Origin of the sequence: Solibacillus sp. (genome assembly GCF_040273735.1) — a bacterium.
In the GTDB taxonomy this organism is placed as follows: domain Bacteria; phylum Bacillota; class Bacilli; order Bacillales_A; family Planococcaceae; genus Solibacillus.
The window spans coordinates 64,947-84,160 of sequence record NZ_JBELZM010000002.1 but is presented as its reverse complement, the minus strand read 5'-3'; the positions used below and the strand labels follow the sequence as shown (position 1 = coordinate 84,160).

The following is a 19,214-nucleotide window of genomic DNA, read 5'->3' as shown; positions in this document are numbered from 1 at the left end:
CAGATTTTTCCGAGTTTATGTGCTCCAAAAACTGAAGCAAACCATAAATAACGCTTCAAAACCTGTGACATTCGGCGAAAGTATCCGAAACTTTATGTATATACGTTTTGTAAGAAAAAGCTGACTTTGGACTTGCTTGAGAAGTCTAAGTCAGCTACATAGTTGGAATCCATTCAGCTGTAAATTAAGCTGAAGTTTTTTTGTTGTCGTCTTTTTTTAATTCAGAACCATCATCCAAAATTAATTTTGGATCTGCTTTATCACGAATTGTTTCAGCTGTGATGATACATTTTTTAATATCTTCACGTGAAGGCAATTCAAACATTACATCAAGCATTGTCGCTTCGATGATTGAACGAAGACCACGTGCACCTGTTTTGCGTTCGATTGCCAACTTAGCAATTTCAACAAGTGCTTCATCTTCAAACTCCAGCTCTACATCATCCAGCTCCAACATTTTTTGGTATTGTTTTGCTAAAGCATTTTTAGGCTCAGTTAAAATTTGTACTAATGCATCAACATTTAACTGCTCTAAAGTAGCCAATACCGGTAAACGTCCGATAAATTCCGGAATTAAACCGAATTTCAATAAATCTTCAGGAATTAACTGAGACATAATTGAAGCATCTTCCTCAATACCTTTATTCTGTGTTGAAGCAAAGCCAATTACTTTTTCGCCTTGGCGACGTTTAATAATTGTTTCGATTCCATCAAATGCTCCACCTACGATAAATAGGATGTTCGATGTATCGATTTGAAGGAACTCCTGATGTGGATGCTTACGTCCGCCTTGTGGAGGAACACTTGCAACTGTACCTTCTAAAATTTTCAGTAATGCTTGTTGTACACCTTCGCCTGATACATCACGTGTAATTGAAGGATTTTCAGATTTGCGAGCAACTTTGTCAATCTCATCAATATAAATGATACCCTTTTCTGCACGTTCTATATCATAATCTGCAGCCTGGATTAGTTTTAAAAGAATATTTTCAACATCCTCACCAACATAACCTGCTTCAGTTAAGCTTGTTGCGTCAGCAATTGCGAATGGTACATTTAAAATACGCGCCAGCGTTTGAGCAAGTAAAGTTTTACCGCTACCAGTTGGTCCGATTAATACGATATTCGATTTTGATAATTCAACATCGTCAATTTTCGAATTCGAATTAATACGTTTATAGTGATTATATACAGCAACTGCCAATGCTTTTTTTGCACGTTCTTGTCCGATTACATATTCACCTAAAATATTTAAAATCTCTTTAGGTTTTGGAATTTCATTGAACTCGATTTCCTCTTCGATCCCTAACTCTTCCACTACGATCTCTGAGCATAGTTCGATACATTCATCACAAATATATACGCCTGGTCCTGCAACCAGTTTACGAACTTGTTCTTGTGGTTTACCACAAAAAGAGCATTTTAAATTGCCTTTTTCATCATTAAATTTAAACAATTTGGTTCACCCCTATTCAAGCAACAATCTTACAAGATTCTAGTTGTTTTATCAAATAAATTGATTGCGCGTTGTTACTAGCTTATTTTATGTCCTATTAAACTTTGCTGGCTGTTCAATAGTTAATGAAATTATATTGTAACTTTTTATCATTAAATATTCAAATGAACCAACTATTATATGTATGTATTCAAAGGTAGAAAACAAGGCACGGGTATACCGTACCTTGTCAAAATCTCATTTTATTCAATCCGTACTAGTTTATCTTTATGTTAGACGGTAGCCCAGGAATAAAACCGGTACTTGTCGGTACTGATTCTTGCTTCACCATGGTCATGAATCAGTACAGGATTGAATTCGAACTCGATTATTCAAAACAAATAATTAGTTTGAAATTTTAGCGTTTTCAACTAGGAATTCAACTGTTTTTTGAGTGCGGATATCGTTCTCAAGAACTTGAGTTCCACCTAAAGCAGTTAAAATTTGGTCGTTAGACATACCGAATTGAGCAGCCATTTTTTCAACTTCTGTATTGATATCTTCTTCAGATACTTCAATATTTTCAGCTTGACCAATTGCTTCTAACACTAAAGATACACGTACACGGTTTACAGCTTCTTCAGCCATTTGAGTGCGTAATGCTTCTTCGTTTTGACCTGAGAATTGGTAGTATAAGTCTAAGTTCATGCCTTGCATTTGTAAACGTTGGCCGAATTCTTGAACCATACGGTCAACTTCTGTGTTGATCATTCCTTGTGGAATTTCAACTTCTGCATTAGCAGCCGCTTTTTCAACTAACTCGTCGCGTAAAGAAGCTTCAACGTCTGCTTCTTTGTTAGCTAAAGTTGTTTCTTTTAATTTAGTGCGTAATGCTTCTACAGTTTCAACTTCTGGATCGATTTCTTTAGCGAACTCATCAGTTAAGTCCGGTAATACTTTTGTTTTAACTTCTTTAACTGTTACAACGAATTTCGCTTCTTTGCCAGCTAATTCAGCAGCATGGTATTCTTCCGGGAAAGTAACTACTACATCTTTCGTTTCACCAGTTTTAGCACCTACTAATTGCTCTTCGAAACCTGGAATGAATGAACCAGAACCGATTTCTAATGCGTAGTCTTCACCTTTACCGCCTTCGAATGCTTCTTCACCAACAAAACCTTCGAAATCGATTACAGCTGTATCGCCTTCAACGATTGCTTCATCTTCTTTAATTTCTAATTCAGCTTTTTTAGCTAATTGAGCGTCGATTAAAGATTGAACTTCTTCGTCTGTTACTTCAGCAGATTGTTTTGTTACTTCTAAACCTTTATATTCACCTAATTTAGGTTCTGGTTTCACAGTTACTGTTGCAGTGTATGTGAAGTCAGTGCCTTTAGCGAAATTCTCAGTACCCGCGATCTCTGGGTAGTCAACTGGCTCAATACCAGCTTCGTCTAAAGCAACTGGGTATGAAGAATTGATAACGATTTCTAAAGCATCTTGGTAAAGAGCTTCTACACCGTACATTTTTTCAAATACGTTACGAGGCATTTTCCCTTTACGGAAACCTGGTACATTAATTTGTTTTACTACTTTTTTGAAAGCTTGGTCTAAAGCTTTATCAACTTCTGCAGCTTCTACAGTAACCGTTAATAAACCTTCGTTACCTTCTTGTTTTTCCCATTTTACTGACATATATATTACCTCCAAAGTTAACATTCGTTTGAATAAACAAACTCGTCATATATATTGTTTGACAACCATTTTAGTATAACATAGATGCTCAATGTTTCAACTTTTTTCACTACTCTTGCAAATCCGACATTTTTTCTATGTTTTGTAAAAAAGTTACTATTTCGTCATTCTTTTCTCTCTCTTCACCGAACATTGTTTTCACGTAATCGATATAGCCTGCAGCAACTTCTTCACTTGAATATCCGGACCATTCATACGGGTAAAGGACGATTGCATGCTTATCGATTAAGTGCTGCGCAAACTCTAATGTCGAAGGCTCCTGCGCCAATTGATCCGCTATAATTTCCGTAATTTCCTTATATTGAGGCAGCTTCGTCGGTAACGGAAAATTCACCGGGTTTAATTCTTTAGACTGATCAAGTTTTGTAACAGTAACCGTCATATTGATTTCCTGTTCAACAAGAAGGATAAGCAGTAAACTTTTTATAAACGGTTGGATTGCATCGTTTTCAATGATTGCTTTCAATTCAATTGAATATGGACGGATATTCTTTTCCGTAAGTTCCTGAATCAGCATCATTTGCTGCTGTGCGGACATATTTAAAAATTCTGTTGCCATAAATTCTTCAAGTTCGTCATCTTCAATAATAGGTGCTTGAAAATGGGATTCCTGATTTTCGGCAATATGGGCATTCAAGTTTTTTAAACGTTCGAATTTTTCCACTTCATGATCAGGAATTAACTGTTCATCAAACAATGATTCAATGATTTTTTCAACTTGTTTAAATTGGCGTAATTGCATGCAGATAGTTAAGTACAGTTCCATTACTTCAAAGTACATGTTAGGACCTATCGCAAGCAATTCCTCACATACTTGTTTAGCACGTTCGAAATTTTTTTCTTCATATAATGAGTACGCAAATATACTAAGCGACATTTCATCTCCCTCACCTAGCAACAATGCTTGCTCAAATAACTCATTCGCTTCTTTGTATTGATTATTTTCGGCCATATGTTTCGCTTCATTAAATAATCGGTCTGTCATCCCTGGGAATAAAATTACTTTTCCATGACCTTTATTTTTTTTATTTTCTTTCATCTAATCACTCCATCGGCGACAAAGTAATGCTGTTGCACTCTTCGTCCATTGCATTTATTTTAACGTTGTTTATTCATTCCAACAATAAGTACTCAAAAATTATAGTTATATACAATTTATTACTCGAATGCATGATTTAATCCGAAGTCGTTGCCCTTTTTACTCAATGTTCCCGTTCTTGCTTGGAAATAACCTGATTTATTGATAATAGCGGCAGAATGAAGGTTATTTTTGTGCATGATAAAAGTCGTTCTGGTTGCATTGACTGACCAGTGCGGTATACTAAGCGCTATGAATATTTACGTAATAGATATAATTAAAATTGAAAGAAGGATTTATAAATGAAATTTGGATTTATCGGCCTTGGAAACATGGCTGGCGCGATTATTCACGGCATGATCACAAGCGAGCAATTTAATGCTGCCGATGTATACGGGATGAACCGGAGCCGCGAAAAAACCGATGACCTTGTACATAAATACGGCATTCAGGCAGCCGATTCGATCGAACAGTTAATTAAACAAGTTGACGTTATTGTCATCGCTGTAAAACCTCAAATGTTTGAAGATGTTTTGCCTGAAATCAAACAACATCTCACAAATAAACATATCGTCATTTCAATCGCTGCCGGAAAATCAATCGATTATTTACACGAGGAACTTGGAAGCGAAACGTCTATTTTCCGCGTTATGCCGAATATCAACGCAACAATCGGGGCATCGACAAGTTGTTATTCAACTCAGAATGCTAGTGCCGGTCAAAAAGCAATCGTTGAGAAGCTTTTTGCCACAGTCGGAACAATTGTCGAGCTTCCTGAAAACCTATTCTCGATTTTTACCACAATCGGTTGTGCTTCTCCTGCCTTCACTTACCTTTATATCGACTCATTGGCACGTGCGGCAGTTCGTGAAGGAATGCCAAAAGATATGGCACTTCAAATTGCAGCAAGCTCTGTATTAGGGAGTGCGCAAATGGTATTACAGTCCGATTCCCACCCATGGGCATTAATCGATCAAGTATGTTCACCTGGAGGAACAACAATTCAAGGTGTCACTTCTCTTCAAGTCAATCACTTTGAAAGTACCATCTACGAAGCCGTAGATGCTGTTACGAATCGTGATACATTTTTACAAAAACAGACAGTTAAATAGAAATGAGTGCCCAGTGGATTTAACTTCTCACTGGGCATTTTCTATTCATATACAAAAATGATAATAATTTATGTTTTTAATTTCTATTAATTCTTCGAAAAAAATATGAGAACATAATTGCTAACTACCGTAGTATTATATATAATCAATCTTGTTTCAAAAATGAAACCAAAAAATTATAGATTTGGAGCGTGACAAGAAATTGGGTAAAGCATTGATTATTGGAGCTGGCGGAGTTGCTAGCGTTGTCGTACATAAATGTGTACAAAACTCAGAAGTATTCGAAGAGATTATGATCGCAAGTCGAACAAAATCAAAATGTGATGCTTTAAAAGAAAAATTAGATGGTGGAAAAACGATTATTCACACAGCACAAGTGGATGCGGATAACACTGAGGAACTAATTGACCTAATCAATGGATTTAATCCAGATGTGGTGATCAATGTAGCTTTACCATATCAAGACTTAACTATTATGGATGCATGTTTAGCAACGAAGACTCACTATGTAGATACAGCGAACTACGAGCCTTTGGATACTGCTAAATTCGAATATAAATGGCAATGGGCGTATAAAGAGCGTTTTGAAGAAGCAGGTATTACTGCGCTTCTAGGTTCAGGTTTTGACCCAGGTGTAACAGGCGTATTCACAGCGCATGCACAAAAGCATCATTTCGATGAAATTCATTACATCGATATCGTTGATGCAAACGGTGGAGACCACGGACTTCCATTCGCAACAAACTTCAACCCTGAAATCAACATTCGCGAAATTACTGCGAACGGACGTTTCTGGAAAGAAGGCGAGTGGGTTGAAACGGAGCCTTTAGAATATAAAACAGTTTATAACTTACCGGAAATCGGTGAAAAAGATTGCTACCTTCTATACCATGAAGAATTAGAATCTTTAGCGAAAAACATTAAAGGTTTAAAACAAATCCGCTTCTGGATGACGTTTGGCGAAAAATACTTAACACATTTAAACGTTCTTGAAAATGTAGGTATGACTTCAATTGAGCCAATCGAATTCCAAGGACAAATGATTCAGCCAATCCAGTTTTTAAAAGCTGTTCTACCAGACCCAGCTACATTAGGTCCTCTTACAAAAGGTAAAACAAACATCGGCTGTATCGTTCGCGGTATTAAAGACGGTAAAGAGAAAACTTACTATGTATACAATGTATGTGATCACCAAGAATGCTACAGAGAAGTTGGCTCACAGGCGATTTCTTACACAACTGGTGTACCGGCAATGATCGGTGCTATGCTTGTAATGAACGGCGAATGGCAAAAACCAGGTGTATGGAATGTGGAAGACTTCAATCCAGACCCATTCATGGATGCATTAAATAAATGGGGATTACCATGGCACGAAACAGAAAACCCTGAATTAATCGACTTGGAATTCACTTCTGCTGGAGAAAAAGCGTAATGACAGATATTAAAAATACGAAAAAACCTGTGATGGCGGCTGCACTTGCAGATGAAACAGGCATAGACTGGTCACAGGCACCATCTCCAGCCTTCGTAGTGGACGAGCGATTACTTGAGCGCAATTTAAAACTGTTAAAATCCGTACAAGATCGTACGAATTGTGATATTTTACTTGCACTCAAAGGCTTTTCTATGTGGTCAACATTTCCGATGGCGCGCAATTATTTAGCGGGGATTACATCTTCCTCACTATTTGAAGCACGTCTTGGTTTTGAAGAATTCGGCAAGGAAGTACACGCATACGCCCCTGCGTATGCAGAGCATGAAATCGATGAGTATTTAACTTATGTCGACCATATTGTATTTAACTCATTTGATCAGTTAAATAAATACAAAGATAAAGTGTTAAATCACGAGAAAAATATTTCAATTGGATTACGTGTGAATCCTGGTTATTCAGAAGTGGAAACACCTCTATATGACCCTTGCTATATTAACTCGCGTTTAGGTATTCCGGTGGAGTCATTCCGTCCGGATGAACTTGACGGTGTTGAAGGCATTCACTTCCATGCAATGTGTGAGCAAGGTGCTGAAGTTCTAGAGCGTATTTTAGTACACTTTGAAGAGAAATATGGTGAATACTTGCATCAGATGAAGTGGATCAACTTCGGTGGAGGTCACCATATTACGAAACCAGGTTATAATGTTGAGCTATTAGTCAGCTTAATCAACCGTATCCAAGAAACATACGGCGTAAAAGTAATTTTAGAGCCAGGCGAAGCAATTGCGCTTAATACAGGTTATTTAGTGGCGACTGTGCTTGATATCGTGCATAACGGTATGGAGCTTGCGATTGTCGACTCTTCAGCTACTTGCCATATGCCGGATACACTTGAAATGCCTTATCGTGCGCATATTATAGGTTCAGGTCAGCCAAACGAGAAAGCTTACACATATCGTTTAGGCGGTATGACTTGCTTAGCAGGTGACATTATCGGAGACTATTCTTTTGATGAGCCGCTACAAGCAGGCGACAAACTTGTCTTTACGGACATGGCCCATTATACAATGGTAAAAACGCATATGTTCAATGGTGTAAATCTGCCAAGTATTTGCACTTACAATGAACAAGATGGTGTAAAAGTTATTCGTACTTTCCAATACGAAGACTACCGTAACCGTCTATCTTAATTAACAATCCATGGTAACAAAACATCCATTTTCTCCGTGAGGAAAATGGATGTTTTTCTGTTTTTTCCGTATTCTAAAATAAGAGCACGGCAACAACTTTTACGTTGTACCATGCTCGTTTTTTTAAGTCCCACAATAGCTTACAAATGGTGGTTCTTCGTCTGTCGGCGGTTCTGTATATTTTTTGTACTGCTCTGTCACGTCAAACGGACTTGTCAGCACTTGCAGCATCTCGGCAAACATGGACGGATCGCCTTCTGCAAATTGTTCAATTGCCTGTTCCACAAAGTGATTTCTTGGAATAACGGCCGGATTAACAGACTGCATTACTTGCATCGTTTCATCAATTGTCGTGTCTTGCTGTTCAATCCGTTCAAACCATGTTTTTTCCCACTGTTTAAATGCTTCTGACTGGAACAGGTCATTATTCGGTCGCTTACCTTCCGTCAATGCACGGAAAGTATTTGTAAAATCCACTTCATGTTTTTCCATTAATTTCAGCAAATCATCAATCAGCTTCTCATCCTGTTCATCAATTGAAAGAAGACCTAATTTTTCACGCATTTCACTATAATAATAAGCTTCATAAATTGATGGGAATTTTCCAAGAATATTTTGTGCTAGTTGAACTGCTTCCTCTTCATTTTCATGTAGGAGCGGCAGCAAGCTCTCTGCAAAACGTGTTAAGTTCCATGATGCGATCGGCGGCTGATTGCGGTAAGCATAGCGCCCCTGACGGTCAATCGAACTGAATACAGTTGCCACATCATACGTATCCATAAACGCACATGGACCGTAATCGATTGTTTCCCCGCTGATTGTCATATTATCGGTATTCATTACACCATGAATAAAGCCGACGCTTTGCCATTTCGCTATAAGAGCCGCTTGTCTGTCAAGCACCGCCTCGAGCAATGCAAGATAGCGGTTTTCTTCCTGCAAAATCTCAGGATAATGGCGCTCAATTGCATAATCAGCCAAAGCTTTTAAATCTTCCTGTTCACCAAATGCAGCCGCATACTGAAACGTCCCGACCCGCAAGTGACTTGCAGCAACACGAGTTAAAACAGCACCTTCCAAAGCTGTCTCCCGGTAGATAACATCCCCTGTAGCCGTAACGGCTAAGCTGCGTGTTGTCGGAATCGAAAGTGCATGCATTGCCTCACTGATGATAAACTCCCGCAGCATCGGACCGAGTGCAGCACGTCCATCGCCACCTCGAGAATATGGTGTACGACCGGATCCTTTCAACTGAAGATCAAACCGTTCCCCATTTGGCGTGAGGTGCTCTCCGATTAATAATGCCCTTCCGTCGCCTAGCATATTAAAATGTCCAAATTGATGTCCCGCATAGGCTTGTGCAATTTGAGCTGCACCATCCGGCATTTCGTGTCCCGCCAAAATAGCGGCACCTTGCTCTTTTAATTCCTGAGCCTCTAAACCAAGCTGCTCTGCTAATGTCCGGTTAAAGATGACGATTGAAGGTGATGTCACTTCATTAGCCGTTACATGGGAATAAAAAGTTTGCGGCAACTCCATGTAACTGTTATCAAAACGAAAACCGAAATTCTGCTTTTTATCTGTCATTGTTTTCGCCTCATTTCTTTCAAAGATGCACTTATTATAAACTTTTTTATACAAGTTAACCAAAATTACGTCCGGTCATGTTGATATAAACACCTCCTGTATGTTAACCTATTTAAAATAAAAGTTGACACAAAACAAAACTCACTTTATATTTATGTTAACCAAAATAATATAGAAGTTAACAACAAGGGGAGTAATGTATGGAGACTGTTCACAAAACACAAAACTTTAAAACAATCGATTTAATTTACAGTGCACTTTTTGCGACACTTATTATGATTGGAGCAAATATTACATCATTTGTACCTTTTCTAACGGTCGGTGGTGTACCGATAACATTACAAGCATTTTTTGCAATATTAGCAGGTTTAGTGCTTGGATCAAAAAAAGGAGCCATTGCATGTACAGTGTATATGTTTATCGGGTTAGCAGGGGCACCGGTATTCTCTAAATTCTCGGGCGGATTTTCGGCGATTCTACTTCCGACTTTCGGTTTTATCGTAACATTTATTATTAGTGCATATATTGCCGGTAAAATTGCCGAAAAGTATCAAACGCGACTTGCCTATATTATTGGCGCACTTATTGCGATGGCAGTTAACTATATTATAGGAACAACATGGATGTATTTTGCTTATACATTATGGGCATCCGCACCTGAAGGTTTTACATTTAAAATGGCATGGCTTTGGATGATTCCCCCAATGCCAAAAGATATTATTCTTTCAATTTTTGCCGGGTTCTTTGCTTATCGTATTCAAAAAATCCTGAAAATCCTGCCTACAAAATAATCTAGTAAATTTCAGTAGAATTCCTCATCTCATATTCTCGGCGTCATCATTATACCGAGATTCATATATTTGATATACTTTATTCAATAGATGAAGGAGGAATTTCATATGGCAAATCATTATCAAAATATAGTTGTTGCAGTAGATGGTTCAGAAATAAGCGAACTTGCTTTTCAAAAATCGATTGATATAGCAAAAAGAAATATTGGCTCGACTTTACATATTATCCATGTAATCGATACGAGCTTCTCCGCATCTTTTGATATGCTTTATGATAATATGGTTGAATTGGTTCGAAAACATGGCGAAGTTTTATTGGACCGCTATGAATTGGAAGCAAAAGATGCAGGAATTCCTTTGGTCAATAAAATTTTAACAAAAGGTACACCTAAAACAATTTTAGCAAGAAAGCTTTCAGAGCATGCGCCAGCAGATATTATCATTTGTGGTGCAACCGGATCAAATGCGGCCGAGCAGATGTTCATGGGCTCCACTACAGAAGCAATCGTCCGACATGCAAAATGTGATGTTTTGATTGTACGTACACCAGAAAAATAAAAAAAAGGTTATGAGGTGCACAAAAATGTCCTCATAACCTTTTTAAATCATTAAAATTTCCCGGATATCTTGCTCGGTCAATGTTCCCTTCGATGATTCATCACCGTCCAAAATATCCGAAATAAGCATTTTTTTCTTTTGTTGAAGCTCACTCATTTTTTCCTCAATCGTTCCGTTTGCGATAAGCTTAATAACTTGTACAACTTCCTTTTGCCCCATACGATGGGCACGGTCAGCTGCTTGTTCCTCGACTGCTGGATTCCACCATAAATCATATAAAATGACGGTATCTGCCCCTGTTAGATTCAGTCCAGTACCACCCGCTTTTAATGAAATCAAAAACATATCCCGCTCGCCATCATTAAAAGAATTACAAAGTGCAATACGCTCTTCTGAAGGTGTTTGTCCATCAAGATAAAAGTACGGTTCCCCGCGCTTGGAAAGCTCTGTTGCAATCATTTTCAGCATTTGCGTAAACTGTGAAAATATTAATACCCTGCGGCCGGATGCCTTCGATTGTTCCAACAATCGGAACAGCTGCTCAAACTTAGCGGAACTTCCTTTATACCCTTCGATGAATAAGGCTGGATGACAGCAGATTTGACGCAATCTCGTAATTCCCGCCAAAATACGAATTCGGTTTTTATGGAATGTTTCTTTGTCTAGATGCTTCATTGTATCGACACGCAACTTTGCCAAATAGGCAGCATATAACGCTTTTTGCTCCGGTAACAGTTCAGCTTTTTCAATCATTTCCTCCTTTTGAGGTAATTCACCTAATACATGTTCTTTCATTCGGCGAAGGAGAAACGGCCTTACTTTTCTTGCAATATCTTTTCGCTGCATATGGCGGAACTCTTCTAGCTCGCGGAACAGCTGCGGAAAGATGACACGGTAAATCGACCATAATTCCGATAATGAGTTTTCAATTGGTGTGCCTGATAAACCAAAGCGATTTGTCGCATTAATTCTTTTCACCGCTCTTGCTGTCTGTGTTACCGGATTTTTAAAGGCCTGCGCTTCATCAAAAAATACCGTATGGAAATGCTGACGTTCATAAAATGCGCTGTCTTTACGTAATAACGGATAAGTTGTAATAATGACATCATGATTTTCCATTGTACGCAGTAAATGACGCCGCTCCGATACTTCCCCATCAATGACAATCACTTCGACTTCCGGTGCAAATTGCATGAACTCATAAAGCCAATTGTACGAAAGCGATGATGGACAAACAATTAGTACCGGCTGTTTGTTAGCACGGATTATCGGTAATTCAGATACGATAAAAGCGATACTCTGTATTGTTTTCCCAAGCCCCATATCATCGGCTAGTACACCGCCGAATCCATAATTCGAGAGCAATTTCAACCAGTTGAAACCATGTTTCTGGTAATCACGAAGAATTGGTTCCAGGCTTTCCGGAACTTCAAATGTTAATGATTCAGGATGTAATAACTGGCCTGTAAACTGTTTAAACGATTCTTCCGCTTCGAATATCTCACTTTGTTCAAACTGCTCCAAAAACGGTAGACTATCCAATATTGGCATATTAAACGTTAATTCATACTCATCATCCTGAGCTGGAATTGCTCTAAGGAAGCGCTGAATTTCTTCGATTTCCCTCGTCTCCAGGGACAGCAATGCCCCATCTTGTAAACGATAATATTTTTGCTTCACTTTGATTGCCGCTAAGATTTCTTTTATTTGCTTATTCGAAACACCATCCATTTCAAATTTAAATTCAAGCCAATTTGTCCGTTCCTTTTGGACATTCACCCGGATTTTCGGAAAGTTATTTTCTTTGGCAATCCGCAGCTTAACAGAATTTGTTGCATAGACTTTAGCTAGTTTTGTGAGCTTTGGAAGCTGGTGATATAAAAACTCATATTCAAGTTCTTCATTTTGCATATAGTAGCCGCCATCCGTTTTTGTAAAGCCGCTTTCATCCATCATCGCTAAAACCGTCGCTTCCTTTTCGATGTCACGTATGATGAATACGTCATCCGAAAGCTGATCATCCAATGGTTGAATGACAAATTGCCCGTACTGAAATTCAATACCTGCAAGGAAACGGTTTTTCAAACGGTCTAAGTAAACGTTTACTACTAAGGGGGTTTCAATCTGTTTTACCGAAAGCTCCCGAGCCATTTCGACAACACCTATTTTTTTCAGTTTAGGTATTACCCGTTCCCGGAAGTAATCCCAGTGTGAATGCTCAATTGTTATTATAGATTTTTGCTTAAGCATTTGCTTTAATTCGAAAAGCTGCTTCATGCTGTCATCACTCATTTGCGTCAGTTTGCCGTCAAATAACACTAACCGGTAACTCGGAAGCAAGACTGTACGTTCAATTCCTTCTATATAAAGCTGATACTCTTCCCCTTTTGCTTCAATGAAAAAACGAAGTGCTGTAGGCTGTGTTTCAATCACTACTTCGTCATAGCTTTCGTCTTGATAAAATAACGAAACATTTTTCGTATTCGAAATCAGTGAAGAAAGTACATACCAGGAGGAAGGCGGAATGATCAGTAATTGCTGCTCCTTATTTTGTACAGGTGCGTCATTATAAAGTGCATCATCTTCCACAATTTTTATAAGGAGCTGTAAGATGGCATCATGCTGTTCGTCAAAACAAAACTGCTTAAAATTATAATTTGTATTATGAGAAATCCGGTATGGCTTTTTATTTTTTATATGCGTTAAAAACTCCCGAATAGATAATATTTGATCTCCATTAACTTGGAGTTGCATCCCAATAACGGGTTCTTGTTCTGTAAAGTGAACAGGTGTTATTAGGAACTGTACATCCAATACTTCCCGCTTCTCAAAGTGACGCTGCTGCCTTGTCGTTTGTACTGTCTGTTGTTTAAAAATAGAAAGAAAGCTGTTTTCAGAAATAAAACTTTCATCGTACTCAACGTCTGGCAGCGATTGAGCCTTATTCTTGTTGAGATGATAAATAGCGATAAGAACTGCCGCTACATGTTGACAGCTTTTACTGAAATCACCCAAAGTCGGGCAACTGCACGATGACTTAAATTGACCTGCTCCCTCTTTTTCAATACGGACAACGAATTGTTCCGTGCTTTTTACAAGCGCTTCTCCATACATCTCCGTATATTTCAGGAAATTCACTTTCCCTGTTTGATAAAAAGTTTGCCCTTTTTTAAAAGAAACGGTTCCGCATAGATTTTTTATTTGTTTTTCCGATAATTTAATATCCATGCCGATCCCCCTTTTTCTATTCATTCCATTTTCTCATGTCACCCATTGAATTACTAGTTCAAAGCGAAGATGAAAAACCTTTAACTCTTCCATAATCGCGATATGAGGTAGGAAAATGAATATAATTAAGAGCAAAAAAATATCATTTTTCTCACTGAGAAAATGATATTTTCGGGTTATCCTTGCCTCTTTAAACTCAAGCAAAAGATGATTTAATTTTTTCCAGATGTCGGACTGTCGGCGTCAAGTTGGCAAAAAAGTATGCTTCACGCAGTTTACGGGATGGTACACTTCCTGCAACATAACCGGCAGCTCCATTGTGAATCATGTTCGCCTGTACCGCAGCCAATGTGTCGTGCACTGCTTGCAGACGTGTGTTGACAATCTCCTTCAATGACAAATTACTTGCCAAATTGTTCAACTCTGCATTAATTCTTTCATATTGATCGCGCAGTTCAGTTGCCTGTACTTTTAAATAGTCATTACAGCCGTTTTGCTTAGCCTTTACTTTTTCAATACCTTCAACTGCTGCGGCAATTACACCTGCACCAAGCGGAACTTGATAATAAATAAACGTAGGGCGAATAATATCGCAAAATGCTTTTGCATCTTCGGAAATGACAAAGTCTTTCGAAATTACGACATGATCAAATTTACATGAATATGTCGCGCTGCCATTTACTCCAAGGAAACCAAGCCTTTCATTCATTTCAAGACCTTCGATATCAGTTGGAACAAGTACCAAAACTTCACGAGTATCGACTGTTGCAACTGCACCAAAGTAATGACGGTTCCCCAAGTTTGATACAGCAGGCAATGTTCCATTAATGACATAGCCTTCTTCTGTCTTTTCTGCCTTCAGATGAAGTTTTTCTAATCCAGAATAGTACTTCATTGCATTTGATAAACCTGTTGCACCAAGTTTTACGCCGTTTTCCAGCTCAGGTAATATTGTTTGCTTTAAATGCGTGTTACTACTATTACGTAAATACGTTAATGCGGCTAAATGGCACCAAACACAAAACGCTGTTGTCATACAAACCTTTGCTGTTTCACGAACAACCGCTGCCTCATCTTGTAATAGCGTCGATTGGTCCTTATTTGCCGATCGGAAGAAACCAGCCTCACTTAGCGCTAAAATATAATCTTCTGCATAATGTGCCTGCTCATCGACCTTCTTCACTACGGGCTTCAGTTTATCATCGATGATTCGTTCTAACAATTCTTTGTTCAATGCCATTGTCCCCGCATCCTTTCCTTTTAGTCTGCCAATTCCGTTAATGAAGTGATCGGTGTTTGTACTGCTTCACGTGCACGTTTTACAGCTGCTTCATCTGGTGCATCATAGAAACATAAACATTTTGTCATATCTTCACATACATACGTACGAGAGAATTTTACATCTGGAACTTCTTCGTATTTTACCGAATTTTTCTTTTTACGCTCCAAATATTTTTCCATTGTGATTTCTGCAGGAATTTCCCATTCTACTAGGTAGTTTACTTGCTCGCCGCCTGCTTTGACTTCATCAAGTTCTTTACCGATTAAACGTACTTCCTTTACTAAATCAATCGCAACGCCTTGAGTTTGTAATGCTGTTTTTGCAGCTTCCTCATCAGATGCTTCAATAATGAAATAGCCACGTGAAAAATCTTTCGCCACTTGAACTTCGATAACTCCAACACCTTCTGTAGTATGCACTTTTTCGACTAAAGCCGAAAATGCTTCCTTTGAAGAAACCTCGTTAATTGTTGATTCTACTAAATATAAACTCATTGTATTTTCCTCCTAATAGTAAATGTTAGATTGTTATATATTCAAATAGGCGTTCTGATAGAGCGCACTATGAATACCCATTTTTAATGACTTTTACAGGTTAAAAAAATTAACTCGCATTGCATAAAATTAATGTTTATACTTGTAACAAGGAGGCGAAAACATGAAAACACGTTATGACTTACCTTGTAACATTGCACAAACATTAAATATTCTTGGTGATCGTTGGACGCTTCTCATCATTCATGAACTGCTGATCGGTGAAACTAACTTCAATGATATTAAGCTGAAGCTTCCAGGTTTGTCAGCAAATATTCTGTCAAACCGGTTAAAAGAATTGGAAGAAGCACAGATCGTTCAAAGTGAGCTATATTCCGTCCATCCCCCACGCTACCGTTATACATTAACCGAAAAAGGTACCGCCCTTGACCATGTTTTCAATGCAATGATTATATGGGGTGCTGATCATCTGGAAACCTGCTATAAAGAAATCGTTGGTCCTGATGAACAGCGTGTAGAGGTCGGATATTATTCTACTGAAACAGGCGAACGCGTCGACACGATTCATATACGGCCGTTAAAAACTGTCTAAAATCTTTAGGCAGTTTTATTTTGCGCCTCCCCAAATGCGATTTACCCAGCTTTCAAAATAATGAATGCCTTTATCCAGTAAAAGGCCAAGTACCCCGATTACAACAATACTTGCCATGACTAAATCCAGACTTAAAGAATTTCGTGCATCGACAATCAGAAATCCCAAACCCGATTGCGCACCGACCATTTCCCCCGCTACGAGGAAAATCCAGGCAGAACCTAGCGCCATATGCAGCCCATTAGCGATCATCGGAAATGAAGCAGGCAATATAATTTTTCTCATTGTTTCAAAAGGACTCATTTCAAAATTCGATGCAATGCGTAAATATGTTTTGTCGACTTTTTTAACCGCTGATACCGTCGACAATAGGACCGGGAAAAATGCAGCGATAAAAATAATAACGATTGCAGGCATATTGCCGATGCCGAACCATAAAACGATAAACGGTGACCACGCAATCGGCGAAACCGGTCGCAGTACTTGAACTACCGGGTCGAGCATTTTCCAGACAGCCGGCAACCTTCCTAAAATCAACCCTAACGAAATAGCTGCACCGACTGCGATTAGATAACCTGAGAAAAATCGTAATAAACTAATTTGTATATGTGCAAACAGCGAGCCATCGGAAATGATCGCAAGTAATGCTTCCCCCACTTTTAAAGGCGGAGGGAAAAGTGCCGACTGATGCCCGCCTATCATAATTGCAGCTTGCCAAACGACAAGTAATAATAGAAAGCCAAGTGCAATCGGGGACAACTTCTTCACTATCGCCATAATATCCCTCCATCCTCTACTAATTTACAAAGCTAGCATCAACAAAATCTTCATAGGAAGGCGGGTTTTCGGATAATCCCATTTCCAGTAATGCATCACGCAGAATCGCATAGCTGTCTTGTTCAATGCTTAAATTGTCATAGGAAATCCAATCTAATGAAATATCCAATACATTTTTTTCAACTGTCAAATATTGTCCAACTACTTCATGCATATGGTCGTCTTTCCCTTGTGCAAGCTCTCCGCCTGCTACATAGTCATTGACAAACTTCCCTGCCAATTCTTTATTGTCTTTAATAAACTGACCGCGCAATACTAAACCGCAATCAATTGAATCTTTCCAAATATCTTCTGACTGATAAAGTACTTTCCCGTTTTCCAATGCCACGGATATCGCACCGAATGGCTCAGCAACTACATAACCAGCAATACGCCCTTCCGCTAAAGCTGCAGGCATTTCCGCCGGCGGCAATTCGATAACATCTACATCGTCATAAGCAATGCCATGTTTTTTCAGCATTTCATACAACAAAATATTGTGTGTTGAAAACCTGCTTGGGATCGCAAAAGTTTTTCCTTTCAGTTCTTCCACGGAATTTATATCTTTACCACCGATTAATACATTGCCATCACGGTGACCTAGTGCCACTGCTTTTAGATCAATGCCTTTTTCCTTTGCATTCATCGCTAGCTGGATCAATACAGATGCCCCGTCAATTGCACCAGTATTCAGTGCATCCATCAGCTCCGGCCAAGAACCGAATTTCACGAGCTCTAAATTGTAATCTTCATACTTTTCATCATTCTGCATATATAACGGAACTGCGTGTGTAATCGGTAAATAACCAATTTTAATCGTTGGCTTTTCCCCGTCACCTGCAGAACCGCCTGTTTCATTCGTCCCACATGCAGCCAACAATGCCACGAACAGGATTGTCATGATTAACACTACTTTTTTCATCTACTATCCTCCTAAATATTAAATTCGATTGCTGCTTTATCATGAGTAAATTGGAATTCATTGAATATAATTTCACGGTAATGCTGAAAATCCATATCAGCACGGTTGCGTTCCTTTGGCAACCTCAGTACAACTTCTTTATGGATTTCACCAGGATTTGGCTTCATGATGAGAATCCGATCTGCTAAATAAATTGCTTCATCGATATCATGGGTTACTAATACAATCGTCATTTTCTCGCGTTGCTGGATTTGTTTCAATTCATCCTGTAAATAATAGCGTGTAAATGTATCAAGCGCTCCAAATGGTTCATCCATTAAAATAACTTCTGGCTGAATCGCCAATGCACGTGCGATTGCGACGCGTTGCTGCATGCCGCCCGACAACTCGCTAGGCAATGCATTTGCACGGTCTTCCAATCCGACCATCTGTAAATAATGGGACGCTCTTTTTGTAATTTCAGCAGGCGATAACCCCGAATTCTCAATCCCAAGCTCCACATTTTTCCGAACAGAGCGCCATGGCAGCAGTCCGTAATTTTGCATAAGCATAATACAGCGTTTACTAGGTTTTGTAACGGCAATCCCATCAAGCAGAATCTGTCCATGATTAATCGTTTCAAAACCACCGATACAATTTAGCAATGTACTTTTACCGCAACCGCTTTTCCCCAGAATGGCAATCACTTCGCCATGTTTTATATTAAAGGAAACATCTTTTAATACCGTCGGACCTTTTTCTCCATACGACTTTGAAACCTCATTAATTTCAATCTTAGCTGTCGACAATTATTTCTCACCCCAATACCGATTATTCAACTTGGTTTTATATTATATGAGTTATATTATTATACTTACTTAAATAAAACAACCTTATTTTTTAATTTATTTTTATTTTCTAAAAAATAATCGGATATTTTTAGAATATAATGTAATATAG

16 protein-coding genes are annotated in these 19,214 nt (G+C 38.6%); 6 read left to right on the top strand and 10 right to left on the bottom strand.

Annotation, left to right across the window (positions count from 1 at the left end):
• Positions 1–184: 184 nt before the first annotated feature.
• The 3 genes from clpX to ABS917_RS02525 form a co-directional block, all read right to left on the bottom strand.
• Positions 185–1,456 carry an ATP-dependent protease ATP-binding subunit ClpX gene (clpX, locus tag ABS917_RS02535; protein ID WP_350477536.1) on the bottom strand — a complete coding sequence of 424 codons (1,272 nt, stop codon included), beginning with the start codon at positions 1,454–1,456 and terminating at the stop codon, positions 185–187.
• A gap of 384 nt (positions 1,457–1,840) precedes the next feature.
• Positions 1,841–3,130 carry a trigger factor gene (gene tig, locus ABS917_RS02530; RefSeq protein ID WP_008405167.1) on the bottom strand — a complete coding sequence of 430 codons (1,290 nt, stop codon included), beginning with the start codon at positions 3,128–3,130 and terminating at the stop codon, positions 1,841–1,843.
• Positions 3,131–3,239: 109 nt separating this feature from the next.
• Positions 3,240–4,229, bottom strand: coding sequence for a DUF3196 family protein (locus ABS917_RS02525; protein WP_350477535.1), 990 nt, complete (start codon positions 4,227–4,229; stop codon positions 3,240–3,242).
• A gap of 341 nt (positions 4,230–4,570) precedes the next feature.
• Between ABS917_RS02525 and proC the strand changes: the two genes are divergently transcribed.
• The 3 genes from proC to nspC all read left to right on the top strand — a co-directional run bounded on the left by proC (position 4,571) and on the right by nspC (position 8,005).
• A complete protein-coding gene (gene proC / locus ABS917_RS02520) occupies positions 4,571–5,380 on the top strand; it encodes a pyrroline-5-carboxylate reductase (protein ID WP_350477534.1) in 810 nt (269 codons plus the stop codon).
• Positions 5,381–5,582: 202 nt separating this feature from the next.
• Positions 5,583–6,812: a saccharopine dehydrogenase family protein gene (locus tag ABS917_RS02515; protein WP_350477533.1), complete on the top strand. Its 1,230-nt coding sequence runs from the start codon at positions 5,583–5,585 to the stop codon at positions 6,810–6,812.
• Positions 6,813–6,844: 32 nt separating this feature from the next.
• Positions 6,845–8,005 carry a carboxynorspermidine decarboxylase gene (nspC, locus tag ABS917_RS02510; RefSeq protein WP_350477828.1) on the top strand — a complete coding sequence of 387 codons (1,161 nt, stop codon included), beginning with the start codon at positions 6,845–6,847 and terminating at the stop codon, positions 8,003–8,005.
• Positions 8,006–8,128: 123 nt separating this feature from the next.
• On the opposite strand, the gene ABS917_RS02505 is transcribed toward nspC, so the two are convergent.
• The gene (locus tag ABS917_RS02505) at positions 8,129–9,592 is read right to left on the bottom strand and encodes a protein adenylyltransferase SelO (RefSeq protein ID WP_350477532.1); all 1,464 of its coding nucleotides are present in this window, start codon (positions 9,590–9,592) and stop codon (positions 8,129–8,131) included.
• 200 nt (positions 9,593–9,792) lie between these two features.
• Between ABS917_RS02505 and ABS917_RS02500 the strand changes: the two genes are divergently transcribed.
• Together ABS917_RS02500 and ABS917_RS02495 are read left to right on the top strand one after the other, a co-directional pair.
• A complete protein-coding gene (locus ABS917_RS02500) occupies positions 9,793–10,383 on the top strand; it encodes a biotin transporter BioY (protein WP_350477531.1) in 591 nt (196 codons plus the stop codon).
• Between the two features lie 108 nt (positions 10,384–10,491).
• Entirely contained in the window at positions 10,492–10,941 is a 450-nt protein-coding gene (locus ABS917_RS02495; protein ID WP_350477530.1) for a universal stress protein, read from the top strand.
• A gap of 42 nt (positions 10,942–10,983) precedes the next feature.
• On the opposite strand, the gene ABS917_RS02490 is transcribed toward ABS917_RS02495, so the two are convergent.
• The 3 genes from ABS917_RS02490 to ABS917_RS02480 form a co-directional block, all read right to left on the bottom strand.
• Positions 10,984–14,169, bottom strand: coding sequence for an SNF2 helicase associated domain-containing protein (locus ABS917_RS02490; RefSeq protein ID WP_350477529.1), 3,186 nt, complete (start codon positions 14,167–14,169; stop codon positions 10,984–10,986).
• A 196-nt stretch (positions 14,170–14,365) separates the two neighbouring features.
• Positions 14,366–15,409 (bottom strand): acyl-CoA dehydrogenase family protein, encoded by a 1,044-nt coding sequence (locus tag ABS917_RS02485; RefSeq protein ID WP_350477528.1) that lies wholly within the window; start codon positions 15,407–15,409, stop codon positions 14,366–14,368.
• A gap of 20 nt (positions 15,410–15,429) precedes the next feature.
• Positions 15,430–15,945 (bottom strand): DUF4242 domain-containing protein, encoded by a 516-nt coding sequence (locus tag ABS917_RS02480; protein WP_350477527.1) that lies wholly within the window; start codon positions 15,943–15,945, stop codon positions 15,430–15,432.
• Positions 15,946–16,108: 163 nt separating this feature from the next.
• Between ABS917_RS02480 and ABS917_RS02475 the strand changes: the two genes are divergently transcribed.
• A complete protein-coding gene (locus ABS917_RS02475) occupies positions 16,109–16,537 on the top strand; it encodes a winged helix-turn-helix transcriptional regulator (protein ID WP_350477526.1) in 429 nt (142 codons plus the stop codon).
• A gap of 15 nt (positions 16,538–16,552) precedes the next feature.
• Here ABS917_RS02475 and ABS917_RS02470 read toward each other — a convergent pair whose 3' ends face one another.
• From ABS917_RS02470 to ABS917_RS02460, 3 genes are read right to left on the bottom strand one after another with little or no spacing between them, the layout of a single operon-like run.
• Positions 16,553–17,314, bottom strand: a complete 762-nt coding sequence (locus ABS917_RS02470) for an ABC transporter permease (RefSeq protein ID WP_350477525.1) — start codon at positions 17,312–17,314, stop codon at positions 16,553–16,555.
• 19 nt (positions 17,315–17,333) lie between these two features.
• The gene (locus tag ABS917_RS02465; protein WP_350477524.1) at positions 17,334–18,275 is read right to left on the bottom strand and encodes an ABC transporter substrate-binding protein; all 942 of its coding nucleotides are present in this window, start codon (positions 18,273–18,275) and stop codon (positions 17,334–17,336) included.
• 11 nt (positions 18,276–18,286) lie between these two features.
• Positions 18,287–19,063: an ABC transporter ATP-binding protein gene (locus ABS917_RS02460; protein ID WP_350477523.1), complete on the bottom strand. Its 777-nt coding sequence runs from the start codon at positions 19,061–19,063 to the stop codon at positions 18,287–18,289.
• Positions 19,064–19,214 lie beyond the last annotated feature (151 nt).

What these genes read in the sequence shown, in the direction of transcription:
- ABS917_RS02475 (WP_350477526.1), top strand. Translation starts at nt 16,109, where the DNA reads ATGAAAACACGTTATGACTTACCTTGTAACATTGCACAAACATTAAAT.
- ABS917_RS02490 (WP_350477529.1), bottom strand. Translation starts at nt 14,169, where the DNA reads ATGGATATTAAATTATCGGAAAAACAAATAAAAAATCTATGCGGAACC.
- ABS917_RS02470 (WP_350477525.1), bottom strand. Translation starts at nt 17,314, where the DNA reads ATGGCGATAGTGAAGAAGTTGTCCCCGATTGCACTTGGCTTTCTATTA.
- proC (WP_350477534.1), top strand. Translation starts at nt 4,571, where the DNA reads ATGAAATTTGGATTTATCGGCCTTGGAAACATGGCTGGCGCGATTATT.
- ABS917_RS02525 (WP_350477535.1), bottom strand. Translation starts at nt 4,229, where the DNA reads ATGAAAGAAAATAAAAAAAATAAAGGTCATGGAAAAGTAATTTTATTC.
- ABS917_RS02495 (WP_350477530.1), top strand. Translation starts at nt 10,492, where the DNA reads ATGGCAAATCATTATCAAAATATAGTTGTTGCAGTAGATGGTTCAGAA.
- ABS917_RS02480 (WP_350477527.1), bottom strand. Translation starts at nt 15,945, where the DNA reads ATGAGTTTATATTTAGTAGAATCAACAATTAACGAGGTTTCTTCAAAG.
- ABS917_RS02465 (WP_350477524.1), bottom strand. Translation starts at nt 18,275, where the DNA reads ATGAAAAAAGTAGTGTTAATCATGACAATCCTGTTCGTGGCATTGTTG.
- ABS917_RS02505 (WP_350477532.1), bottom strand. Translation starts at nt 9,592, where the DNA reads ATGACAGATAAAAAGCAGAATTTCGGTTTTCGTTTTGATAACAGTTAC.
- ABS917_RS02485 (WP_350477528.1), bottom strand. Translation starts at nt 15,409, where the DNA reads ATGGCATTGAACAAAGAATTGTTAGAACGAATCATCGATGATAAACTG.
- ABS917_RS02500 (WP_350477531.1), top strand. Translation starts at nt 9,793, where the DNA reads ATGGAGACTGTTCACAAAACACAAAACTTTAAAACAATCGATTTAATT.
- tig (WP_008405167.1), bottom strand. Translation starts at nt 3,130, where the DNA reads ATGTCAGTAAAATGGGAAAAACAAGAAGGTAACGAAGGTTTATTAACG.
- nspC (WP_350477828.1), top strand. Translation starts at nt 6,845, where the DNA reads ATGGCGGCTGCACTTGCAGATGAAACAGGCATAGACTGGTCACAGGCA.